The following is a 22,679-nucleotide window of genomic DNA, read 5'->3' on the forward strand; positions in this document are numbered from 1 at the left end:
AACCAAGCAACATTTGATCAATACTTGAGAATAGTTTGATTGTATGAGGTGAAAAATGGAATGTTTAATGTTTCAGCATAACAAAAAAACTATTTTAGTGATTGAAAGTGATATTGCTTACAGTTATCCGGTTTCATCATTAAGTTGTTTATGTATAGTCATGAATAATGGAAAGAAATATAACGCTACCAATGTTGTATCGGTATCCCTTGAAAACATTAATGGCGAACTCTTGTTAACAGAACAATGTTATCAACAAAGTCAGGTAATTATATAGGAGTAGAGAACATGCAACGTCTAACAACTGATTCTGGATTACCAAATTTAAAATTATTATCACATATTGAACGCGCCGATCTTCATTTAACAATCGTGCGTCGAATAACAGATGTCCTGCAATATGCGGGAGACGAAACCCCGCTGTCTCTTTCTGACGTGATAGCAATCTTTGAATCATTCATGAAGATTAGCACCGGTGAAAATTACGAACTGAGATTGTTAAATAGAGGATTAAGCAATGTCACAAAATAAAAAACACGTACACGCTGAATTAATGATGCAATATGCACGAGATGCTTTGAAGACAGACGAGCCTTGGAAAATGTGGGAACGGCTTCATATTGAAGCAGTTAGCTGGGAACAATGTCTATATAGTCCGGCGTGGAGCACAGAATTTAAATATCGCCGCAAGCCTGAAATGATCGCTGTCGGTAAAGTCAGTTTTCCAAAGCCCGTTGATTATGAGTTAGAGCGAGGCCAACGATATCATGTCATGGGTATTTTATCGTCCCCCCAAGGAAATATTGCCACGCGTTTATGGGGCGATAGTGATTTCGACCACGAATACTTGCAGAATGGATTTATTCATTTAACAAAAGAAGCCGCTCAGCAACATTTTGATACATTAATTAAAATCAATAAAGGTGAATTCTGATGAACTCACTTGAAAAAATGGCTCATAAATATAAATTAACTGGCGAAGACTTTAAGTCACCAAAACCGACTGACGGCTTATTATATCCGCTCGTCATGTTGTATGTTGCGTCCGCTATTATTTTCTTACTGAAATAAACTTCCCTATATTTGAAAAAAAAGGGGGGGGGAAGCATGGCAAATACAGAAGCATTCCGCTTTGCTGAAATAGCGATGGGAAACCGGGCCGATGCACTTAATCAGTTATCGGCAATACGATATCAACATTTCGGAGAGAATCAAAAAGAACTGAGCGAGTTTATTTCACTCATGCGGGATAAGTGGGAATGGCCGGATAGCTTCGCATTTAACAAGCGCGTTCTGACGGCTATTTTCAATCTCGCTGATATTCATGAATCCCGACATGATATTAACTTTAATGAATTCACTCATGATGAGAAGAAATCATTAGTACGGACAATTAATCATTTAAAAGTGGTAGCTAGCATATTTCCAGAACGATTATCTATGCCACGTTAATTGATGATTGATTCTTAATAGCGTAAACCCGCCCGACCTTTTATTACCTAAAGGAAAGTGAAAATGAGAAATATCGAAAAGAGAAATATAAAAATTGGAGGCAAAGTTGAAGAAAATACTTTGCTGGAATTGCTCAACGCCGCACGCGCAGATGAGATGCAGTGCTGCGCGGCTCGCTTCTCTGCGCGTCTTGTCAAGCTCTCAACACGCATTCTTCAGCATAAGCTTGATTATGCCAATGCTTCTCTATTGTTAACCGACGAAGCGCGGGAAATCGAGCGTCAAGCGGAGGAATGGCATTATGTCTGATTCTGTTGATATTGCCGCAGAACATATTGCTGCAACTTTAGAACGCCAAATCAAAGCGGTTACTGACCGTGGCATTAGTGTTTCAGCTTTTGAGTGTGAATGCTGCGGTAATTCCATTCCAGAAGAACGCAGAAAAGCTGTCATAGGCGTTACTTGTTGTATTACATGCCAGTCAATCATTGAACTTAAAAATAAACATTATCGGAGTGTATGAGATGGCTAAAATTCATATGGTTGCAGTCAATGAAGAAACTTTTACTGCAATCAAAAATAAGCATAATGATATTCTTTGTGTGGCTAACATCCTCACGGGTGATGCGTTTCCTCACGCGGATTCCGGCGATTTTATTATTGTCTGTCTTTCTAAAGAAAGTGAGGAATATTCGCTTGTACTTTCACGCCGGTACACAATAAGAGTTGATGAAGTGATTCATTGTTACACACAGGGCTATGAAACACGTGTTTATCAATACTCATTATTGACCCCCTCTTATTTCTTCAATGAGGGGGGGATATAATGGTAAATAAAACTATTCTGAAATGGGCGGGCAGTAAAGCTCGCGTCATGGATAAATTACATTTACCAGCCGGGAGACGGCTGGTAGAACCGTTCGCCGGCTCATGTGCTGTCATGATGAATACAGATTATGATGAATATTTAATTGCTGATATTAACTCAGACCTGATTAATATGTATCAGCAAATTAAAAATAATGTTGAGTTATTTCTGGAACTCTCACGAGATTTTTTTAAGTTCTATAATAATGAGCATGGCTTTTATCTGCTAAGAGACAAATTTAATTCAGAGTCTCCAGAATATCATTCGCCGCTCATTCGCGCCGTTTGGTTTTTATATCTGAATCGTCATTGCTTTAATGGCTTGTGCCGATATAACAAAAGTGGTCATTTCAATGTGCCGTTTGGTAAATATAAATCTGTGTATTTCCCGGAAAATGAGATCCGTGCATTTGCTGAAAAAGCGCAGCGAGCGGCGTTTATTTGCGCTGATTGGAGAGAGACATTGCAGCTTGTCAAAGCTGATGATGTTATATATTGCGATCCGCCCTATCTTAATAAATTCACCAGTTACTACGATAACAATTTCAGCGTTAGTGAACAGTATGAGCTGACCATCGCGTTAATCATATTGCATGACGAATCGGGTAATTCTATTGTTGTATCAAATAGCATAGATGCCAAAAGCATTTATAAAGGTTTTGATGTTTTTGATATTACAGAAATTACAGCTCATCGTTCTATTGCAGCGTCAGGCAATAGCCGGAAACCCGCGACAGAAATTATTGCCAGTCTATTGATGGAGGTGAGCTAATGATTGATATCCGGTGTCATGCAGATAATACCATTAATGTTATGACTGTGTGACTTTGGAGTCTCACGGCATCGAGACATACCGCGATTGGGCGTTGACGGCTAGGGGGGCGTCAGTTTGATTTATTGGCCGAAGAAAATTCATATCAGGCATGTAGTTCTGTTTATGCTGGAGTGTGTGAGTGACGCAGATTGAAGAGCACAACGGTGATTGCCACGCAGTAAGACGCCGACAGGCCGAAATGTTTAAACCAGGGTTGCCACGCGGCGCAACTCTGGCGGAGCGCGTTTTATGGGATATCAATCCTGATGATCATGATTGGCGCCACCAGTATATCGGGCGGATGCCCGATTTTCTGGCGAAATACTTTTCTGTTCGCTATACGAAAATCTATAAAGAATCAGGTCGTCGTCGGGCTAATACATTCTTGCGTAAGACAATTGGTGAGAATGTATTACCCCGATTTGACAGGGTTATGTCTCGTTATGCTTTCAAACATATTGCATCTGGTATTGCGCCGTGGCCTTTCATTGAACAGTTGAATAACTTGCCTGCACTTGAGCGAGCTGAGATTAAACAGCTTGCTTGGGAAATTTCACATTTTATTGCCGAAAGTTATGAAAATGCGTCTGCACAGTATGTTGACAAGCAACCGGCAAATGAAAAGGAAGCTGAGCAGCGCCTGATCCGTATTTATAAGTTACTGGCGAAACTGACTCAACAAGCCGGTACAACAGCCCCTTACTGGCAGCAATTCACTAAAGGCAGGAGAGGCGTTACAGTCGATCAGTTGTGTGCCGGTTTGTTACGTATGATGTCTGATAAATGGTGGTACAGCCGTTTAAAACGAATGCGTGACATTCGCGCCGAGCATTTAGCTATTGCGGTGGGGCAAGTTCAAAAAGCCGCATCGTCTTACGTTTCACGCTCTGCATTGCGTGAATGGAATGAACAAAAGCGCCGTAATTGGGAGTTTATTAAAGAATTTGATTTAGAAAATGATCAAGGTGAACGAGTTTCTTTAGAAGAGATGGTGCTTGCCAGTGTCGCGAATCCATCTGTTCGCCGGTGTGAGTTAATGGTACGTATGCGTGGTTTTGAGGATTTGGCGGATGAATTAGGCTGCGTAGGCGAATTTTATACCATCACAGCCCCCTCTAAATATCACGCGGTTCATAGCGGTGGGGGTTTTGTGTCTAACTGGAATGGCTCAAGTCCCAGAGATACCCAACAATATCTTTGTAAGGTTTGGGCAAAGATTCGTGCAGCCTATTCGCGGGCGGGTATTAATGTTTTTGGTTTTCGGGTTGTCGAACCCCATCATGACGGTACCCCGCACTGGCATTTGCTATTGTTCGTTCGTCCCGAACATGTTGACGAATTGCGAGATATTTTTTGCTATTACGCCCGTATTGAAGATTCCGAGGAATTACAAAGTCAAGAGGCACTAAAAGCGCGTTTTCATGTTGAACCCATTGATAAAAAAAGGGGCAGCGCAACGGGTTATATCGCTAAATATATTTCCAAGAATATAGATGGTTACGCGCTTGATGATGATATTGATGATGAGACGGGCGAGAAAATTAAAGATATGGTGAAGGCTGTATCTGCGTGGGCGAGTCGTTGGCGCATTCGTCAATTTCAACAAGTCGGCGGGGCGCCCGTCACAGTTTGGCGTGAACTGCGCCGGTTGCCAGGTGATGAGCAAATTTTACCTGACGCTGACATGGATAATGTCCGTTTTGCGGCGGATGTGGGGAACTGGTTCGCTTACACCGAATTTCAGGGTGGGCCATTGGTGGCACGGAAAGATTTGACCGTGCGGCTGTCCTATGAAATTACCGAACAGGGCAATGCCTACGGTGAGGATGTACAGCGTATTTTTGGGGTTTACTCGCCTCGTTTGGGTGATTCTTCTTCTTTTATTACTCGCACGGTTAAATGGCGCATTGTTCCCAAATCTAACGCTGATGTTAAAGGCGAGGGTTTGGCTTTTTCTGGCGCCTTTGGCGCCCCTTGGAGTTCTGTCAATAACTGTACGCGGGGGTACCGAGTACGGTCAGATGAAAATGAACGAGCGGAAAAAATTATCGACTACGCAGATTCAATTGGCTTGAATTTCGGCAAAGCTGAGGCTCGATCGTTGATTATTGGAGGAAAAATCCATGTAGATGAGAAATGTTATCAATTATGTTCTGACGGTTCGTTACGTCTGACAGTGACAGAACGCCAGAAACAAGCATGTCATAATGCGCTATTGCAGCGCATTAACCAACTTAACCCATTAATTAACCAAGGTGATTTATGAATTTAGTATTAAGTGCAAAGCAAATTAAAGATTTAGCCGAGTTTGTCGGTTTTTCTGTGACTGGACGTGACGGTAAAGATTGTTATGAGGAATATGTGATTTGCGAAGGTACAATCGCAGAGGACCCGATTGACTGCTCACCGGAGTACAGCGGTTTGATTGTTCAGGCCACAACATACTCTGGTAAATACCCGTTGACAAATCAATCTGTGCACTGCCACAACTGTTTTGCAGAATTGTATCCGCTCACTCAGTCTGATATGTGTGACCGTTGTCGCGAGGAAAGTGAATAATGACTGACCACTCAACTACAACTGCGCGTACATGCGCAGTAAATAGCGTTCTGTCAGAAATGACAAGGCAAGATAAGCTCTGGGGCGCTGACCGTGATCACAGCCCGTTCATATGGGCTTCGATTTTGGGTGAGGAAGTCGGCGAGTTTAACCAGGCCATTCTTCATGATCAATTTGGCGGCAGTCACGCAGGAACGGCAAGAGATGAAGCGGTGCAGATTGCCGCCCTCGCACTGCAAATTATTGAGTATTACGACCATAGAAATTGACCAAATTAGCCCGTGCAAACGGGCTGTTTTTTGCATTAAATGACGAATAAGTTATGCTTAAAGAAGCAAAGACGTTAACCAGCTAAAGTGAACTTAACTGTTTTGTTGTTGTCTAACGTCATATAAGCTCTATTGGGTTGTGTGCATAGATGTATGATTTATTTTAAAATAGGAGGTAATTTATGTCATTTGCATTAGATCCGACAGAACGCCTCGCCCGTGTCCTGAAGGAAAATAAGAAAAAATTTGCGGTAAACAAGGATGGCTATATCTCTATAGATTTGAATAACAATGACGTTATTTCCGAGATAGAGAAACAGTTTGAAAAGTTGGAAAAATTGGAACTCGGTTTTGTACAGAGAGATAAATGAACACGATACTCATCGCGGTAATACTGATAAGTGGTTATATTTACGTCAATTTATCATTATCAACAAGATATAGGTATAAGCGTTCTGAGGGTTGGGACGCTTATTTTTTTGTTGCTGCTTGGGGCGCAGTTTTTGTTTGTGGCGCCTGGCTTGTTTGTTCGTTGCTGAGTGTAACCGGGGTGTTTCGCTGGCTAGTCAATTCAATACTGTATTGTTTTGATTTGAAAGCGGATGTTTTTCAGCGACTTTTACCGATTTCTTTCGAAAAAAGTAGTAGTTATAAAGAACTAAAAGTTGCTGCTTGGGGGGTGGTGTCGATTGCACTTGCAGGACTGGTGGGGTATCAAAGAAAACGTAAAACAGAAAAAGGTGATCGTCGATTTGACGCGTTAGCGCGTGCGGTGGGAAATAACCCTTTTGAGAGTATGTTAATGGAGGCTTCTGTTCGGCAATTTCCTGTTATTGTCACATTGAGTTCAAGAAAGTTCTATGTTGGGCTTGTCTCATGTCCTGCCTTTGAGCATGGAGATTGTCATCATATAGAATTATTGCCTTTATTAAGTGGTTATCGCGATAAAGACACCTTGACGATTAACATAACGACTAATTATCGGCAGCATTATATAGAGGCAGGCATTTGTGATAGGAAAATCGGCGGACTTTCGCTAAGTGATTTCCGTACACTTGTTGATAAAAGGGTAGTAGAATCAATATCTTTCTTCGATCCCTCCACTTACACTATTTTTAAGCAGCACGAAGAAGGCGACAAGCAAGCGTGTAAATCGCTTGATACCAACTTTCAGCCGCGAAAGTAATAACCGTTTACAAAAAATAGATGAATAAATTGGGTTGCAATCGCAGCCTTTTATTTTATTGATTACCTTTTGATATTCTTAAGCTTACCTCACAAATTCCTTGCACAAATCTGCATAATTTTGCACAATAACCACCACTCCAGCGATTCCCTCCCATGCCAGACCCGGCAAGACTTCACCCCCTCTGCACAATTGCACAAAAACGCCCCCTTTTTGCGTGCGGGCGAGGCGGGGGACAGCTCGCGCGCTGAGGGGTGCCAGAGAGATACTTGGTAATATTGCCGCTTTACGCCGGGTTGACATGTTGAGCGTTGATTTCATGATAGGTAATGCAGATGCATGCAAAAGCAAAACGCCCCATGAAGGGGCGCTGAGGGGAGACTTAGCTGTCTGTCTGGGCCAGGGCGTAAGGTTTGAAGCGAAGCACTTCGATTCCTAACCAGTCGTTAAGCTGTTTCATTCTTTCCATAATTGGATACAGTTCGTTGATAGCAAAGACCTTTGCGACTTTTTCAATATCGCCGAAGCCCCCGACATTATCAGGTTTACCCCCCATTAGCTGGTAAGGAACGCGGTGCGCATCAAGCATGTCACCGCGCGTAACATCCTTGATACCAGTAAACTCATCTTTCGCGGCAATCTGGCTAAATGGTAAAATTTGTAATCCGTCTTTTTTCCCGCCTGCGGCGTATACAAACAAGTTTTTGAACGCGCCACCGCCACGTGCGTTTCTTAATGATTGTTTTAATTTTTCAACATCGTTGTTGTTTGCGATTGGGTCTGTCAAATAGACAATGACACCCGCGTGACTCCCGTTAATGTAATAGTTGCGGCGAAACAAGGTGGCTTCTCCGTTCAGCATCGCAGAATGCAATACAGCCATGTATTCCGGGGTGCCATAAATCTCTTGATGAATGCTGCATGATCGGAGATGAAACACGGAACCTGGCTGAAAAGCATGATCTTCCGCGTAGTACGTGACAAACCAGTATTGATCCAGGTCTTCACCGCGGCGCGTGTATTTAGCCAGCGAATGTTTGAGCGCCAGCGGCTGGCCGAGCCGGTTTTTTATCAGCTCTAAGTAAGCATTGCCAAAAACTAAAAAATCGAAAATAAACGCTTCGGTGTCTTCCCTTTTCAACAACGGGTGAGGCTCAACGCAGCCCATGATCACATTACGTTTAAACATGATTGGGGACTGATGATGTACGGCAATATCAAACATACGTGCCAGCCCGTAGGGGTCGATCGGGGGTTCATAGTAGCGGCCATTTTTTGCACACTCCATGCAATCCAGCAGGTCGCGCTGACTGGTGACGGGAGAAGCATCGCCAAACGAGAACGATTCTACCCCCTCAATGGGTGCGCTCGTCGCTTCTGGCTCGGCGGTCATCTGCGCCGCAGTGGGTTGAGTGCGGTGATTATTGCGCTTGCGACTCATTAAATTAATACTCCTCGACAAAGCTATCATCAATGCCGCCAGCGTCGCTGCCGATCGGCTCGTTAAACAGGGCGTGCATACAGGCCCAGGTGAGATCGCCGTGGTTGCTGCCGTTGGTGCGGTCAGATTCATAAGAAACTTGACCGCTTGGGGTGATAAATTTACGTACCGTCATAAATGAGCGCACTAGCTCAAGGCCGAATCCGGCATCGTATTCAAGACGCCCAGCGCGAATTACCATTTGTGCTTTCATGACCAGTGCCCGTTTAAGTGTCGGGGTGTAGATGTGTTTCTCGGCGGCGGGGAAAAACTTGATAACTAACTGATGAACTGCGTCACCCACCCCGGTTGCATCAATGCCGATATGCTGCACGTTGTAACGTGTAGTTAGCGCTTTGATTACGTCAGCTTGTTCTTCAAACTCCATACCACGCAGTTGAATAGTTTCAACCACCCGAAATTTACCGCCTGGCACCGCAGGCGGTGCAACAACGGTTAACCCTGCACTATCACCTTTGCCGCCGCCGTTAGGGCCATAACCAATCCATACCGGGCGATTACCTAAAGGTCGTGGTGCGTAAGGGTTCCAGTCCGACCATACATCACGGTTATATCCATCCACGCCACAACTAATCAGCGTGTTATAGTTGAAAGCACGCTCACCCTTTGCCACAAACCGGCAACGGTACGAGAACGATTCTACCCCCTCAATGGGTGCGCTCGTCGCTTCTGGCTCGGCGGTCATCTGCGCCGCAGTGGGTTGAGTGCGGTGATTATTGCGCTTGCGACTCATTAAATTAATACTCCTCGACAAAGCTATCATCAATGCCGCCAGCGTCGCTGCCGATCGGCTCGTTAAACAGGGCGTGCATACAGGCCCAGGCGAGATCGCCGTGGTTGCTGCCGTTGGTGCGGTCAGATTCATAAGAAACTTGACCGCTTGGGGTGATAAATTTACGTACCGTCATAAATGAGCGCACTAGCTCAAGGCCGAATCCGGCATCGTATTCAAGACGCCCAGCGCGAATTACCATTTGTGCTTTCATGACCAGTGCCCGTTTAAGTGTCGGGGTGTAGATGTGTTTCTCGGCGGCGGGGAAAAACTTGATAACTAACTGATGAACTGCGTCACCCACCCCGGTTGCATCAATGCCGATATGCTGCACGTTGTAACGTGTAGTTAGCGCTTTGATTACGTCAGCTTGTTCTTCAAACTCCATACCACGCAGTTGAATAGTTTCAACCACCCGAAATTTACCGCCTGGCACCGCAGGCGGTGCAACAACGGTTAACCCTGCACTATCACCTTTGCCGCCGCCGCCGTTAGGGTCATAACCAATCCATACCGGGCGATTACCTAAAGGTCGTGGTGCGTAAGGGTTCCAGTCCGACCATACATCACGGTTATATCCATCCACGCCACAACTAATCAGCGTGTTATAGTTGAAAGCACGCTCACCCTTTGCCACAAACTGGCAACGGTACAAGTTTTCATAGTCTTCTGGGCTGTTTTCATCTCTAATTTCATCAATATCAATGAGATCAAAGCCTTGTGCGATAGCATCATCAATCGTGACAATTTGCCGCCACATTCTGTCACCACACAATTTGCCATCTTTCAGTGCTTCGTGCGTGGTATCAAATTCAATGCGCTGATCTTTCTGTCGTGATTTATTGTAAAAATCTCCCGTCCAGAACGGGTAGGCCTCGTGCTCTTCACTGCTTGGTGTGGAAAAATAAGTTCGGCGTAGTCCAATATGCGACGCCATCCCCGCCGCCACTTTACGTAAATTCAGGAAATTAGATACCCAAAAGGCTTCATCAAAATATAAGTTGCCGGTGTAAGACTGGGCTGTCGCTGCCGATGTACCCAAGAAGTACAACACTGCGCCGTTGCTTAAAACAATCGTATCGCCGCCTTTCAGTTCAACCCCTATTTGTCTTGCCAGGAATTGAATAAACCGCTTGAAGTTGAGTGCTTGAGCGCGGCTCGCGGATAAAAATATTTGATTGGTACCGGTTTCAAGTGCATCAAGCAAAGCTTCCCGCGCAAAGTACCAGCTTGCACCAATCTGGCGGCTTTTCAGAATAAAACGGTTACGCTGTCTGCGCTGTTGATACCAGCGTTGTTGATGTTCATACAGTGAATTGAGCACCAGTCCCCGCAGTTCCGTAATCTGTTCTGGGGTGAAGTGGTTCTTCGGTACTTTCTGCCGCGCCGCTTTTTCCTGCGCTTTTTTTTCATCATGCGAAAAACGATCAAGCTGGCGGCCAAGGATATCAATCACTTTGGCATCATGAGCGGTAATATCAGTCCCTTTCTCAATAATGCGCAAATACTGTACGTCAAGGCGCTCTTTTATGCGTTGCAACGGCGGGGCTTTGTCCCATGCGTCGCGCCGGCGCCATGAATAAATCGTGTTCGCACTCACCCCCAGACGACAGGCAATCTGGGGAATGCTATAGGCTTGCCAGTACAGGCTTTTTGCTTCGTCGCGGGGATCAGTCATCGGTTTCATGGCAATAAGGCTACCGCGCCCGCGCGTATCAGAATATCTGAGAGGATTGTCGCAAGTGCGCGACAGAGAGAAGGTTTTGCCAGTCAGCGCATCAACGTCGATGATAGCAATATCAAGTAAATACCTTACTGACCGACTGGAGCACTGAAATGCCAAAATCAAAATTCTTTCGGGTTGCCGTTGAGGGCGGCACGACAGACGGACGAGAGATAAAACGCCAGGATATTATTGACATGGCAGAAACTTACGATCCTACCGTTTTCGGTGCTCGCGTTAACATTGAGCACATTAAATCCATACTGCCGGACGGCCCGTTTAAAATTCAGGGTGATGTAGCCGACGCGCGTTACAGCGAGATAACAGACGGCGCACTCAAAGGAAAACTGGCGTTAGAGGTCCAAATCGATCCGACTGCCGAGCTTGTTGACACTAACCGCGCCCGACAAAAAGTTTACTCTTCTATCGAAATGCATCCGGCCCTGCCGGCTACGGGCCGCGCATATCTTTGCGGCTTGGCCGTCACAGATAATCCGGCCAGCCTGGGCACTGAAATGTTGAAATTTTGCGGCCAGCAGCCGGTTAATCCTTATGCTCAACGCAAGAATTTCCCGGAAGCGCTTTTCTCTGCCGTAGAAGAAACCCTTATCGAATTTGAGGAGCAAACGGCGCAGCAAAGTGAGAACGGTAAAGCCTTTTTCTCGCGTATCACTGAGATGTTAACGGGCAGCAGTAAGCGTTTTAGTCAGGAAGCCGGAGAGCTGCGCGACGCAGTGACGCTGATTGCTGAGACTCAGCGCGATACGCTGAATCAGCTAGAAAAATACAGCCCACTGGAAAAACAGTACAAAAAATTACAACAGGATCTTGGTCAGTTGCAAGGTGATTTCGTCGCGTTAAAAACACTGCTTGAAGCGCAACCTAATCATTACAGCCAGCGGCCTGTCGCACGCGGCCATGATAACAACACCGCTAATACCGCCGAGTTAACAGACTGCTAACAGGCTCACAATCAACAGCAGGAAATGAACATGAGAAATGAAACTCGTGAAAAATGGGATCAGTATATTGAACGCCAAGCGGAATTGAATGGTATTTCACCGGCTGCCGTTACCAAGAATTTCAACGTTGCACCGTCTGTGGCACAGACGCTGGAAGACAAGACGCAACAATCGAGTGATTTCTTGCAGAAAATCAATATCGTCGGGGTACCAGAACAGGAAGGTGAGAAAATTGGTCTGGGCATCAATGGCCCGCTTGCCTCAACAAACGATTCAACAACAGATCGCCGCAACCCGCGCTCTGTGCATACGCTTGAGGATAATGGCTATCGCTGTGAAAAAACCAATACTGATACATTTATTAGCTATCCTCAGCTTGACATGTGGGGGAAATTTAAGGATTTCCAGACACGTATCACTAATCAAATTATTCGGCGCCGCGCACTTGATCGTATTACCATTGGTTTTAACGGTACCCACCGCGTCGCAAAATCGGATTTAACAGCAAACCCGTTGCTACAAGACGTTGGTATTGGCTGGTGTGAAAAATACCGGCTGTATGCCCCGCAGCGAGTTATGAAGAATGTCACTATTACCAGCCGCGACGATGAAAACAAAATCATAGCAAAGGGCGACTATGGCAATTTGGATTCACTCGCTTTTGATGCGACCAGTAATTTACTCGATGAGTGGAATAAGGGGTCTCTTGAGCTTGTTGTTATTTGTGGCCGAAATATTATCACCAGCAAAGATTTTGCGATTATCAACGCCATCAGCGCGAGCAATCCGAATTCAGAAGCATTAGCTGGAAGCCTGCTGGTTGCTAACAAAACAGTCGGAAATATGCCGTCATATATCGCCCCATTTTTCCCCGATGGCACAATGTTTATTACACCATTTAAAAACTTGTCAATTTACTGGCAAGAAGCAAAGCATCGGCGCACGATCAAAGAAGAGCCAGAACTGAACCGCGTCGCAACTTACGAATCTTCAAACGATGCTTATGTTGTAGAAGATTATGGCTTTGGCTGTCTGATAGAAGGTATCACTTTCGCCAAGGCACCTGGTGCCAGTGCATAGCTAATATCAGTCATTTGGTGGAGAAATATTATGTTAACCCCCGCTCAGCGACATTTTCAAAACGTCATGGCACAGCGACGCGGTATGCAAACTGAGACTGGTGATTTTACGGCTTATGAACAAATGTTGTACCGGTTACGTTTAGACAAAGTGAAGCTAGAAAGCATCCAGTCGAAGATAGTAAAAGCCTCAGTAAAACAGAGCTTAATTGCTAATTATCAGGGTTGGATAGATGGTGTATTGAGTGCAAACACGGGCCAAGCTGATGATGTTATCACTACTTTGATGATCTGGAACGTCGATGCTGGCAACATTGATGAAGCACTGCGCATTGCTGAGTATGTTTTGCATCATAAGTTGAGCATGCCAGATGATTACAAACGCACCACAGCAACCGCACTGGTTGATGAAATTTGCGACCCTGTGTTAGTTGCATTTAATCGAGATCCGAGTATTGCGCCGATTGACGTATCCTTACTGCTACGTCTCGACACAATGACCACTGAGGAAGATATGCCAGATCAGGTTCGGGCCAAACTGTTTAAAGCTATTGGCTACAGTCTGAGACTTAATAATCAGTCGCTAGAATCTGCTTTAGCTTATCTGCAACAGGCAATTACTTTGTTCGGTAGCATCGGTGTTAAACGCGACATTGAACTATTGCAACGCACTATTAGAAATGCAGAACCCAAAGAAGCTACACATGCTGAAGTCGCCGCTATCGAACATGAACAACAAGAAGCAATCATTTCAGCTTTGGCAGATATTGCGAGCGACGATGTGAGTGTTAAAGAAAACACGTCTGCGCGTAAGTCACGGTTGGCTGGCAAGAACACAACGAAGACCAACAAGAACAAAACGAAGACGAACGCCAAAACCAAGGCCCACACTAGTAAAACTACGGTGCAATAACAGAACGTGCCCCCGCGCACCAGGCGGCACGGTATTGTCGGAACATTCAAATTTCGTCTATACCGTCCACCGCCTGATTATGAGGAGAAATGCAATGAACGGCTTAGTTGCTTCTAAAGGCATTGCGAAAAGTATCACCGAAGGCAGTGACGAAGAAAATATTAATGATTATAACGCCGTGGTGATGTCATGTGACTTTTTCCCAGAAATTAATTTGTCAGAGCTGCGTTGTGCAATGCGGCTAAATGGTCGAGTGACAACCGAACGTTTAACCGATAAGACCATTGAAGCGGTTGCCCATGTTAACGATCAGCTAGAAAACTGGCGTGTTGTTCAAGAAGCCTCTGGGTTTTCCCGGTTGGAGGATGTGCAACCAGCGCTAAAAGTGAATAGCGTGTCGGTTAAGGTTTGGCGATATCGTCGCGCGGTCTATTCAGTAACAAAAGCGCTATTAACCGAGGCATACCGTGATATTGACACAACTCGCGAGGGTGAAAAGCACGCGGAAGCGTTGAGCACCCAGATAGCCGATCTTTGGCGTGATGCACGATGGGCTATTCGTGATGTCATGGGTGAAGAACGCGGATTGGCGGAACTAGTCTGATGGAAGTGAAAGCACTCCAGGGGGACACCATTGACATGATTTGCCAACGTTACTATGGACGTACTCAAGGCGTTGTTGAAGCTGTGTTGAATGCTAATAACGATATTTGTCACACGACGCTATTGTGCGCCGGTCAGTTTATCATCTTACCCGATTTTGAGCCGCTGGTGCTGGATAACATTGTTCAATTGTGGGATTAAATTAAGACATAAATTAAGACACTAGGCTGTACAACTAGGGAGCCTGTGAAGGAAAGGATGATACATGAAAAATCAGCCTGACATCTTTTTTCAGTTATGGGAGTGGCTGCTATCAGTTAGAGAACAAGGTATAGGTGCCGCACTGGCCGCCGCAATGGCTTATCTCAGAGGGCGCTATAACGGCGGTAAATTCTGGACAACAATTATAGACGCCATTATGTGTGCCATGATTGCCTGGTTTATCCGTGATGTGCTGGATTTTTTTGGTATGAGCACAGATTTGGCTTACATCGGCAGCGTCATTATTGGTTATCTAGGAACGGATTTTTTTGGTCAGTTACTTCGCGGAACGTTAAATAATAAAGCGGGGATAAAGAATGAATATGAGCCGAGGCATCCGAAATAATAACCCTGGCAATATCCGTTGGGGGGACGACTGGCAAGGTTTAGTGCCGGAATCACAACATTCCGATAAATCTTTTTGCCAGTTTGTCAGCCCTGAATATGGTATTCGGGCCATGATTAAAGTGATTCAGAATTACAAGCGCAAATATGGAATCAATACAATAAGCGGCATTATTTCACGATGGGCTCCCCATAATGAAAATAATACTGATGCCTATATTAACCACGTATGTAAAGACACGGAGGTGACTGGTGATCAAGTTGTTGATGTATTTAATAAAGTATTTATGACAAAGCTGATTAAGTCGGTTATTACCATGGAAAATGGTAATCAACCTTATAGCGATTCGGTTATTGATGAAGCCTTTTCACTTTTGTAGAGCGATATTATGAAGTTTAACTCTCATGGTTATACGGTTATTGCATTAGCGCTTGTCTGTCTTATTGCTTATCACTATCGGAGTAAATATACAGACCAGCTTGATAAGAGCATTAAGCTACAGAATGCATTACTAGAGCAGCAGAATGAAATCGTTAATCAGCAGGAGAAAATAAAGCGCCTGTCTGAGTTGGATAATCAGCATATAAAGGAGCTTGCTCATGCCAAATCTGAAATTGATGCTCTTCACGATGATGTTGCCGCTGGTCGTCGCCGGTTGCGTATCGCGGCCACCTGTCATCAAGGCGAAGCCGGTTCCTCCGGCAGCGTGGGCTATGCAATCCCCCCACGACTTAACCCGGCAGCTGAACAAGATTATTTCGATCTCCGAAGAATGATTATTGGTAACGAACAGCAAATAAAATATTTGCAGGAATATATTAAAACCCAGTGTCAGTAGCGGGGGAATTATGCTGAAAACAAAACTGATGAGAGACATCATCACAAAACACAATCCCTTTTTTGTTCAAAACCCAGACAGACTAGAAGTGTATGTTACCGAGGGGAATCTAGTGGCAACCGGGACGACTTCACCGTCATTTTTGTATCAGTATAAGTTGCATGTGTTGGCACTCGATTATCCACACTCGCTCGACAGTCTCAGTGTTCCGGTGCTTGAATATGCGCGTCGGCATCAACCTGATTTATTGTTTAATTCTGATCAGCGTACAGACGGCATTAAATTTGACGCGGATATTCTGAGTGATGGTACCGCAGATATTTTATTTGTATTACGAGCAACTGAACGTGTCATTGTTCAAGCAGAAAATGGACAATTGACAGCCCAACACCTTGATGAGCCCCCTTATCCCTCTGCCAGTCCTGGTAAAGATCCCTGGGGTGTATTGACTGACGGGAACGTGCAGAAATGACGGAAAATAATTCACTGTTCGTTGCCCTTGATAATGAATTGCAAAAATTAATCAGTACCACAAAACCGGCATACCGTCGCCGACTGGCTAATAAGCTGTCAAAGGCGATCCGCGCTGACCAACAGAAGCGCATTCGCAGCCAAAAAAATGTGGATGGTACCGCTTATGAGCCGCGCCGCCGTCGCGTATTACGCTCGCAGAAGGGTATTAAATTTTTGTACCAAGGAGATGTGCGTACGCTGAAAAATTGGCGCGCAACGCGCGGACGCCGGGGGCGTATGATTACTGGCTTTGACGAAGAACGTAACGCAGTACGTTCATTTTATCGCAGTAATATAGAGCGTTATCTGGAAATCAATCACAGTGAAGTGAAAAAAACGTCAAATCGCCGCGATCCGATGTTCCGGCGATTGAGAACCGCGCATTTCCTTAAGTCCAGTGCCTCATCAGCCGCCGCTGTTGTTGGTTTTCAAGGCCGGGCCGCAGCAATTGCTCGTCAGCATCAATACGGTTTGGAAGGCAGTATTAACGCGTTGGCAGAAACGAAGTATCCGCAACGTCAATTGTTAGGCATCACGCCGCATGAGCGACTGCAACTGATTGAATTAATTTATCATGACCTCGTGAGTGAACTATGACACTGCCAGAATTGCATCGACTATTAACAAATATTATCCGCGTCGGCTTGGTCACGGATGTTGATCTCGTTGGTCATCGTTGCCGGGTAAGGACAGGTGACTTAAAAACGGATTGGATACCCTGGCTGACACTGCGAGCAGGTCATTCCCGTACCTTCTGGCCGCCCAGTGTTGGCGAACAGGTTTTATTGCTTGCCATTGGTGGAGAGTTGACTACTGCTTTTGTCTTACCGGCTGTTTATTCTGATCAGTTTCCGGCGCCGTCAGTTTCTGCCGAGGCTGTTCATATTGCTTTTCCTGATGGGGCAGTGATGGAATATGAGCCAGCGGTCAGTGCCTTAAAAGTAACGGGTATTAAAACCGCAACGGTGAATGCCTCCGGTTCTGTTCATGTCACTGCGCCAGAAATGACTTGTACCGCAAGCAGTCAAATTACGCTTGATACGCCTCACGTCATTTGTACCAATTTACTGACAACAGCCAGCTTGGTAGTGCAAAAAGGCGGAAAAATGACTGGAAATATTGAGCATAACGACGGGCAATTCAGCTCAAACGGGGTGATCGTGGATTCCCATAAACACACCGGCGTCAGATCAGGCGGTGACACATCAGGAGGCCCTGCATAATGAAATTTTTGGGTATGAATAAGCAAACGGGCCGCAACATGACTGATATTGAACACGTTCGCCAGAGCATTACTGATATTTTGATGACGGCTATCGGTGCTCGTGTTATGCGCCGTGAGTACGGTTCATTGCTGCCCGCGCTGATTGATCAGCCGCAGAATCCGGCGTTACGTCTAAAAATTATGAGCGCGTGTTATATGGCGATCTTGAGATGGGAACCTCGCGTACGACTCACAACAATTACATTTCAGCGAGCAGAAGCGGGAGAAATGCACGTTGAAATAACTGGCGTTTATATCAACGGAAATGACTTAACAATAGCTATCCCCGTGAGGTGAAACTATGCCGACCATTGATTTAAGCCAGTTGCCGCCACCTGATGTCGTCGAGCCACTGGATTATGAAAGCCTGTTGGCTGAACGTAAAGCCAGGTTGATATCTCTTTATCCCGAAGAGCAACGAGCTGCAATCACTCGCACGCTTGAGTTGGAATCTGAACCCATTGTGAAATTATTACAAGAGAATGCTTATCGGGAGTTATTGCTGCGCCAGCGCGTGAATGAAGCGGCTCGCGCGGTGATGGTGGCCTATGCAGCGGGTAGCGATTTAGATCAGTTGGGCGCAAATAACAATATTACGCGTCTCATGCTGCAACAAGCTGATAACGACACGGTTCCGCCTATTGCGGCTATCATGGAATCTGATAACGATTTTCGTGTTCGTATCCCACAAGCTTTTGAAGGGCTAAGTGTTGCCGGGCCGGTGGGAGCTTATGAATATCATGCTCGTAGTGCCGATGGCCGTGTTGCTGATGCATCGGCCATCAGTCCGGCGCCGGCAAATGTCACTGTGACTATTATGTCACGGGAAAACAATGGCATAGCATCACAAGATTTGCTGGATAAAGTGGTTATAGCTCTTAATGACGAAAATGTCAGGCCCGTTGCTGACAGGGTAGTCGTTCAGTCAGCTAAAGTCGTTGAATATCAGATTGACGCCGTGCTTTATCTCTATCCGACGCCGGAGTCCGAACCGATTCGTATTGCCGCTGAGCAACAAATGAAACGTTATACAGAAACGCAACATAGGCTTGGGCGTGATATTCGGTTATCTGCGATTTATGCCGCGTTGCATGTTGAAGGTGTGCAACGTGTGGAATTGAAATCACCCACCAATGACGTTGTGTTAGATAAAACCCATGTGTCATTTTGCACTAGCGCAAATTTGAAAGTCGGAGGTTCTGATGAATGACCGCTTATTGCCAACAGGTTCTACGGTTTTGGAGGTGGCGGCGGCTAATGCATGCTCGCAATTGCAAAATGTTCCGGTACCGCTTCGCCAACTCTGGAATCCTGATACTTGCCCGGTAGAGTTATTACCTTATCTGGCGTGGGCATGGTCAGTTGATCGTTGGGATGAAAACTGGCCAGTAACGACTAAGCGGGATGTAATAAAAAACTCACTATTTTTGCACAAACATAAGGGCACTATTGGTGCTATCCGCCGTGTGGTAGAGCCATTGGGCTATTTCATTCAAATAAAGGAATGGTGGCAAACCAATGATGCACCCGGTACTTTCCGACTTGAAGTTGGTGTTCGTGAAAGCGGGATTACTGCGGAAATATTTTCAGAGCTTGAGCGTTTAATCTCTGATGCCAAACCTGTGAGCCGCCATCTAATCGGCCTGGCTGTCAGTTTAGATATATCGGGAGTAATTCACTGCGCAGCAACAAGCTGCATCGGCGATATGCTGACAGTTTACCCCTATTTGCCAGAAATGATTGAAACTAAAGGTACCGCTTACGCGGGATCAGCGGTTCATTTGATTGATACGATGAGGATTTTATCATGAAATACTTTGCCATTTTAACTAAGTTGGGTGCTGCAAAGCTGGCGAACGCTGCCGCACTGGGTACCAAAATTAGTATTACTCATATGGCGGTGGGCGACGGTGGCGGCAAATTACCAGAGCCTGACGCTAATCAAACACAATTAGTCAATGAAAGGCGACGTGCCGCGATTAATACATTAAGCGTCGATCCGGTAAACACTAACCAAATTATTGCTGAGCAGATTATCCCTGAAAACGAGGGGGGTTGGTGGATGCGTGAAATTGGCTTATTTGATAGCGAGGATAGTCTGATAGCAGTAGCAAATTGCCCGGAAACCTATAAACCACAGCTACAGGAAGGTTCAGGCAGAACACAAACGGTGAGAATGATTTTAATTGTTAACAATACTGAGTCAGTCACGTTAAAAGTTGATCCGTCTGTAGTGCTGGCAACACGTGAATATGTTGATAAAAACACGATTGAAGTTAAATCTTACTGTGATAATGCGTTTAAAGCCCATCTCGCAGCCAATGATCCGCACCAACAATATTTGTTAAAAGAGAATTTACCGCCTTTACCTGATGCTTTATTGACTCAAAAGGGGGTTGTACAACTGAGTAGCGCAACAAATAGCGTAAGTGAAACCCTGGCTGCTACGCCAAAAGCCGTAAAAGCAGCTTATGATCTTGCAGCAAGTAAGCTTGCAAGCGTGCCCGACGCCTCATTAACCCAAAAAGGCATCACTCAGTTAACAGACAAAACAGGCAACAGTAATACCCTCGCGGCAACTCAGAAGCTTGTTTCTGATGTCAACGACAACGCCAACAGCAAACTCGCAAAATCCCAAAACGGCGCAGACATTCCCGATAAAAATGCGTTTGTGAAAAACCTCGGCTTGTCGGAAACCGTGGCACAAGCTCGAAATGCCGTACCGAGCAGCCGGAAAGTGAACGGCAAGGCGCTGACCGGGGATATCAGTTTGAGTGCGGGGGATGTGGGGGCTTTGCCAGCGCTTAAGTCTATCGACAAGATACCTGACTGGGGATATAACGGCCCTTTTAGAGGGAGCCGCACAGTGGACTACGCGCGCGGGATTAGCGTCGGCGATAATGACTACGGGCAAATCTGGGTTGATAGCTCTGGGCGGCTGTATGGCCGATTTTCAAATTCAACGAGTAAAGAAATCCTGGGCGGTGAATGCGCCTATACAAGTGATATTGCAGTCCCTGTCGGCGTCCCCGTTCCGTACCCCCATCGATACACGCCAGCCGGTTATCTTACGTGCAACGGTCAATCATTCGATAAGTCTTTATATCCAAAGCTAGCAGAAGCTTATCCTGATGGCAAAGTACCTGATTTAAGAGGCGAGTTTATCCGGGGATGGGATGATAGCCGAGGGGTAGATCCGGGGCGAGTGTGCGGGTCGTGGCAGGGTGACGCACTTCAAAATATTACCGGGTCACTCGGTATGTATAAAGGTGTTGAAGTTCCGCGTGCAAGCGGGGCTTTTACAGCGATATTTCGAAATGAAACGGTGTCAGGTCACGTGGGTGGAACATTCAACAGCAGTGGAGATTGGAATTTCGACGCATCACGAGTCGCGCGTACTGCAAACGAAACCCGCCCCCGCAACGTCGCATTTAACTACATAGTGAGAGCAGCATAATGACAGAACAGAAATACTCTTTAGAACATGAAACAGCCGTATTGGGTAAAGATGGATTAGCTATTCAAGCCGGCTGGATAAAGGTTTATCACTCGAATCAAATCACACGAGAATTCACAAACTCTGATATTGAGTATGTGATGCTCGGTGTCAGTCTATCGGCTGGGGCCTATCCTGACGCGCCAAAGCTTCCCGATTCTCACGATAAGGCTGTCTGCCGCAGTGAAGACGGTAAGTGTTGGGAAATCTTGCCCGATTATCGCGGAAAAATCGCGTACGACACGTTAACACAAGCACAGATTGAAGTTACAGAAATCGGTGAACTGCCGGATACGCTAACCTTCAAACAACCTCCCACAGACTTCGATACGTGGAACGGCAAAGAGTGGGTAGTTGATAAAGACTTACTCAAGTCTCATCAAATCAATGAAGCAAAACAGAAGCAAGCTGAACTGTTACAACAAGCAAATGAAACACTCTCATTGCTACAAGACTCTGTTGACTTAGAAGTTGCTACAGACTCAGAGAAAGCCGCTCTGTTGGAGTGGAAGAAATACCGGGTATTGCTGACTCGTGTAGATGTTTCACAAGCGCCAGATGTTGAATGGCCGGAAGTGCCGAAGTAATAAATAAGAACAGGGCCGTTTGGCCCTTGTTGTCATCCCAGATTTGGAGATTAATATGTCAATACGTCGTTTTTTGATTGCTGTAAGTAGTATTATAAATATTATGCCAGCCACTAATTACAAAAAGCTTATATCGTCGAAAAGTGATAATGAGAAAATCCGTAATGATATTGCGACGATATCTCAAGATACAGTTAACGCTTTAAATAAAAACAGAGCCAGCAAGCGTACTACATTACTTAACAATATTAAGTAGATCATCAGCAGTAATATTGCTTAAGCCTTCTCTAATATCTTCACTGACTTTTTTCAGTGATAAAGTAAATTCAATTTTTCGGGCTTTACCATCTGAGAAAAACTCGGTCCGGGTTTCATTCAGGCTTTCAATCACGAACATACCATAGATCATGCCGGTACCTTCAATCAGCGGCCATGCCCTGCCTGCATACGCCAGTGTGCGCAGGGCTTCAAGAGAAATATCACCCCCCGTCACTTCTGGATAGAGCACTCCATCAAGCGTAATGCTATCTTCACCCGCCCCGATATACTGCCATTTTGCCGATTTCCCCACGCGGTCATTTTTCACATGCCGCCAGGCCATTTCGCGGCTCAGTGACTGGTACGGTGCGGTATTCAACATAAAAACAAACATGCCATAGATCATCATCATAAGA

General features: G+C 45.5%; 33 protein-coding genes and 1 pseudogene. 30 read left to right on the forward strand and 4 right to left on the reverse strand.

Annotated features, from left to right (window positions below; all coding sequences use genetic code 11):
* Positions 1-288 precede the first annotated feature (288 nt).
* From TI10_RS22290 to TI10_RS22345, 13 genes and pseudogenes are all read left to right on the forward strand, one after another.
* A complete protein-coding gene (locus TI10_RS22290) occupies positions 289-531 on the forward strand; it encodes a hypothetical protein (RefSeq protein WP_049585563.1) in 243 nt (80 codons plus the stop codon).
* The gene (locus TI10_RS22295; protein ID WP_049585565.1) at positions 518-934 is read left to right on the forward strand and encodes a hypothetical protein; all 417 of its coding nucleotides are present in this window, start codon (positions 518-520) and stop codon (positions 932-934) included. Before TI10_RS22290 ends, TI10_RS22295 begins: the two co-directional genes overlap by 14 nt.
* Before the next feature lie 173 nt (positions 935-1,107).
* Entirely contained in the window at positions 1,108-1,452 is a 345-nt protein-coding gene (locus TI10_RS22300) for a DUF5347 family protein (protein ID WP_049585567.1), read from the forward strand.
* Positions 1,453-1,515: 63 nt separating this feature from the next.
* Complete coding sequence (locus TI10_RS22305; protein ID WP_049585569.1) at positions 1,516-1,761, forward strand: DUF2732 family protein; 246 nt, start codon at positions 1,516-1,518, stop codon at positions 1,759-1,761.
* Positions 1,754-1,975, forward strand: coding sequence for a TraR/DksA family transcriptional regulator (locus TI10_RS22310; protein WP_049585571.1), 222 nt, complete (start codon positions 1,754-1,756; stop codon positions 1,973-1,975). Before TI10_RS22305 ends, TI10_RS22310 begins: the two co-directional genes overlap by 8 nt.
* 1 nt (position 1,976) lies before the next feature.
* Complete coding sequence (locus TI10_RS22315) at positions 1,977-2,279, forward strand: hypothetical protein (protein WP_049585572.1); 303 nt, start codon at positions 1,977-1,979, stop codon at positions 2,277-2,279.
* Positions 2,279-3,091, forward strand: a complete 813-nt coding sequence (locus TI10_RS22320) for a DNA adenine methylase (protein WP_049585573.1) — start codon at positions 2,279-2,281, stop codon at positions 3,089-3,091. Before TI10_RS22315 ends, TI10_RS22320 begins: the two co-directional genes overlap by 1 nt.
* 58 nt (positions 3,092-3,149) lie before the next feature.
* Positions 3,150-3,276: pseudogene (locus TI10_RS26825) on the forward strand (phosphoadenosine phosphosulfate reductase family protein); the annotation flags it as partial.
* Between the two features lie 56 nt (positions 3,277-3,332).
* Entirely contained in the window at positions 3,333-5,399 is a 2,067-nt protein-coding gene (locus TI10_RS22325) for a replication endonuclease (RefSeq protein WP_049585655.1), read from the forward strand.
* Positions 5,396-5,692, forward strand: coding sequence for a hypothetical protein (locus TI10_RS22330; RefSeq protein ID WP_049585576.1), 297 nt, complete (start codon positions 5,396-5,398; stop codon positions 5,690-5,692). Before TI10_RS22325 ends, TI10_RS22330 begins: the two co-directional genes overlap by 4 nt.
* Positions 5,692-5,961, forward strand: coding sequence for a MazG-like family protein (locus TI10_RS22335; RefSeq protein ID WP_049585578.1), 270 nt, complete (start codon positions 5,692-5,694; stop codon positions 5,959-5,961). Before TI10_RS22330 ends, TI10_RS22335 begins: the two co-directional genes overlap by 1 nt.
* A 182-nt stretch (positions 5,962-6,143) precedes the next feature.
* Entirely contained in the window at positions 6,144-6,332 is a 189-nt protein-coding gene (locus tag TI10_RS22340) for a hypothetical protein (protein WP_049585580.1), read from the forward strand.
* A complete protein-coding gene (locus tag TI10_RS22345) occupies positions 6,329-7,147 on the forward strand; it encodes a hypothetical protein (RefSeq protein WP_049585582.1) in 819 nt (272 codons plus the stop codon). Before TI10_RS22340 ends, TI10_RS22345 begins: the two co-directional genes overlap by 4 nt.
* A gap of 382 nt (positions 7,148-7,529) precedes the next feature.
* Here the strand turns inward: TI10_RS22345 and TI10_RS22355 are convergent, their stop codons facing one another.
* Genes TI10_RS22355 through TI10_RS22365 form a run of 3 tightly spaced genes read right to left on the reverse strand, consistent with a single transcriptional unit; the run spans position 7,530 to position 11,107 of the window.
* On the reverse strand, positions 7,530-8,588 hold the full coding sequence (locus TI10_RS22355) for a phage portal protein (protein WP_049585585.1): 1,059 nt from the start codon (positions 8,586-8,588) through the stop codon (positions 7,530-7,532).
* Between the two features lie 4 nt (positions 8,589-8,592).
* Positions 8,593-9,381, reverse strand: a complete 789-nt coding sequence (locus tag TI10_RS22360; RefSeq protein ID WP_422615689.1) for a phage terminase large subunit family protein — start codon at positions 9,379-9,381, stop codon at positions 8,593-8,595.
* A gap of 4 nt (positions 9,382-9,385) precedes the next feature.
* Positions 9,386-11,107 (reverse strand): terminase large subunit domain-containing protein, encoded by a 1,722-nt coding sequence (locus TI10_RS22365; RefSeq protein WP_049585658.1) that lies wholly within the window; start codon positions 11,105-11,107, stop codon positions 9,386-9,388.
* A 149-nt stretch (positions 11,108-11,256) separates the two neighbouring features.
* On the opposite strand from TI10_RS22365, the gene TI10_RS22370 reads away from it, so the two are divergent.
* The 17 genes from TI10_RS22370 to TI10_RS22450 all read left to right on the forward strand — a co-directional run bounded on the left by TI10_RS22370 (position 11,257) and on the right by TI10_RS22450 (position 22,261).
* Positions 11,257-12,105 (forward strand): GPO family capsid scaffolding protein, encoded by an 849-nt coding sequence (locus TI10_RS22370; protein WP_049585587.1) that lies wholly within the window; start codon positions 11,257-11,259, stop codon positions 12,103-12,105.
* Between the two features lie 30 nt (positions 12,106-12,135).
* Positions 12,136-13,185, forward strand: a complete 1,050-nt coding sequence (locus tag TI10_RS22375) for a phage major capsid protein, P2 family (protein ID WP_049585589.1) — start codon at positions 12,136-12,138, stop codon at positions 13,183-13,185.
* Positions 13,186-13,215: 30 nt separating this feature from the next.
* On the forward strand, positions 13,216-14,097 hold the full coding sequence (gene gpM, locus TI10_RS22380) for a phage terminase small subunit (protein ID WP_074524908.1): 882 nt from the start codon (positions 13,216-13,218) through the stop codon (positions 14,095-14,097).
* A gap of 94 nt (positions 14,098-14,191) precedes the next feature.
* On the forward strand, positions 14,192-14,701 hold the full coding sequence (locus TI10_RS22385; RefSeq protein ID WP_053093497.1) for a head completion/stabilization protein: 510 nt from the start codon (positions 14,192-14,194) through the stop codon (positions 14,699-14,701).
* On the forward strand, positions 14,701-14,901 hold the full coding sequence (locus tag TI10_RS22390) for a tail protein X (RefSeq protein ID WP_049585591.1): 201 nt from the start codon (positions 14,701-14,703) through the stop codon (positions 14,899-14,901). Before TI10_RS22385 ends, TI10_RS22390 begins: the two co-directional genes overlap by 1 nt.
* A gap of 64 nt (positions 14,902-14,965) precedes the next feature.
* On the forward strand, positions 14,966-15,307 hold the full coding sequence (locus TI10_RS22395) for a phage holin, lambda family (RefSeq protein ID WP_049585592.1): 342 nt from the start codon (positions 14,966-14,968) through the stop codon (positions 15,305-15,307).
* A complete protein-coding gene (locus tag TI10_RS22400; RefSeq protein ID WP_049585663.1) occupies positions 15,285-15,686 on the forward strand; it encodes a structural protein in 402 nt (133 codons plus the stop codon). Before TI10_RS22395 ends, TI10_RS22400 begins: the two co-directional genes overlap by 23 nt.
* Positions 15,687-15,695: 9 nt before the next feature.
* Positions 15,696-16,145, forward strand: a complete 450-nt coding sequence (locus tag TI10_RS24690; protein WP_049585594.1) for a lysis protein — start codon at positions 15,696-15,698, stop codon at positions 16,143-16,145.
* Between the two features lie 10 nt (positions 16,146-16,155).
* Positions 16,156-16,617: a phage tail protein gene (locus TI10_RS22410; RefSeq protein ID WP_049585596.1), complete on the forward strand. Its 462-nt coding sequence runs from the start codon at positions 16,156-16,158 to the stop codon at positions 16,615-16,617.
* The gene (locus tag TI10_RS22415) at positions 16,614-17,255 is read left to right on the forward strand and encodes a phage virion morphogenesis protein (RefSeq protein WP_049585597.1); all 642 of its coding nucleotides are present in this window, start codon (positions 16,614-16,616) and stop codon (positions 17,253-17,255) included. The genes TI10_RS22410 and TI10_RS22415 overlap by 4 nt, the downstream gene beginning before the upstream one ends.
* On the forward strand, positions 17,252-17,881 hold the full coding sequence (locus tag TI10_RS22420; RefSeq protein ID WP_049585598.1) for a phage baseplate assembly protein V: 630 nt from the start codon (positions 17,252-17,254) through the stop codon (positions 17,879-17,881). Before TI10_RS22415 ends, TI10_RS22420 begins: the two co-directional genes overlap by 4 nt.
* Positions 17,881-18,219, forward strand: a complete 339-nt coding sequence (locus TI10_RS22425; RefSeq protein ID WP_049585599.1) for a GPW/gp25 family protein — start codon at positions 17,881-17,883, stop codon at positions 18,217-18,219. The genes TI10_RS22420 and TI10_RS22425 overlap by 1 nt, the downstream gene beginning before the upstream one ends.
* Before the next feature lie 4 nt (positions 18,220-18,223).
* Positions 18,224-19,132: a baseplate assembly protein gene (locus tag TI10_RS22430; RefSeq protein ID WP_049585602.1), complete on the forward strand. Its 909-nt coding sequence runs from the start codon at positions 18,224-18,226 to the stop codon at positions 19,130-19,132.
* Positions 19,125-19,733: a phage tail protein I gene (locus tag TI10_RS22435; RefSeq protein WP_049585604.1), complete on the forward strand. Its 609-nt coding sequence runs from the start codon at positions 19,125-19,127 to the stop codon at positions 19,731-19,733. Before TI10_RS22430 ends, TI10_RS22435 begins: the two co-directional genes overlap by 8 nt.
* On the forward strand, positions 19,730-21,379 hold the full coding sequence (locus TI10_RS22440; protein ID WP_049585606.1) for a phage tail-collar fiber domain-containing protein: 1,650 nt from the start codon (positions 19,730-19,732) through the stop codon (positions 21,377-21,379). Before TI10_RS22435 ends, TI10_RS22440 begins: the two co-directional genes overlap by 4 nt.
* Entirely contained in the window at positions 21,379-22,005 is a 627-nt protein-coding gene (locus TI10_RS22445) for a tail fiber assembly protein (RefSeq protein ID WP_049585608.1), read from the forward strand. Before TI10_RS22440 ends, TI10_RS22445 begins: the two co-directional genes overlap by 1 nt.
* Before the next feature lie 55 nt (positions 22,006-22,060).
* A complete protein-coding gene (locus tag TI10_RS22450; protein WP_049585610.1) occupies positions 22,061-22,261 on the forward strand; it encodes a hypothetical protein in 201 nt (66 codons plus the stop codon).
* On the opposite strand, the gene TI10_RS22455 is transcribed toward TI10_RS22450, so the two are convergent.
* The gene (locus tag TI10_RS22455; protein WP_049585611.1) at positions 22,241-22,675 is read right to left on the reverse strand and encodes a phage tail protein; all 435 of its coding nucleotides are present in this window, start codon (positions 22,673-22,675) and stop codon (positions 22,241-22,243) included. The two genes, TI10_RS22450 and TI10_RS22455, sit on opposite strands and share 21 nt — an antisense overlap.
* Positions 22,676-22,679: the final 4 nt, after the last annotated feature.

The organism is Photorhabdus luminescens subsp. luminescens, assembly GCF_001083805.1.
Lineage (GTDB): Bacteria > Pseudomonadota > Gammaproteobacteria > Enterobacterales > Enterobacteriaceae > Photorhabdus > Photorhabdus luminescens.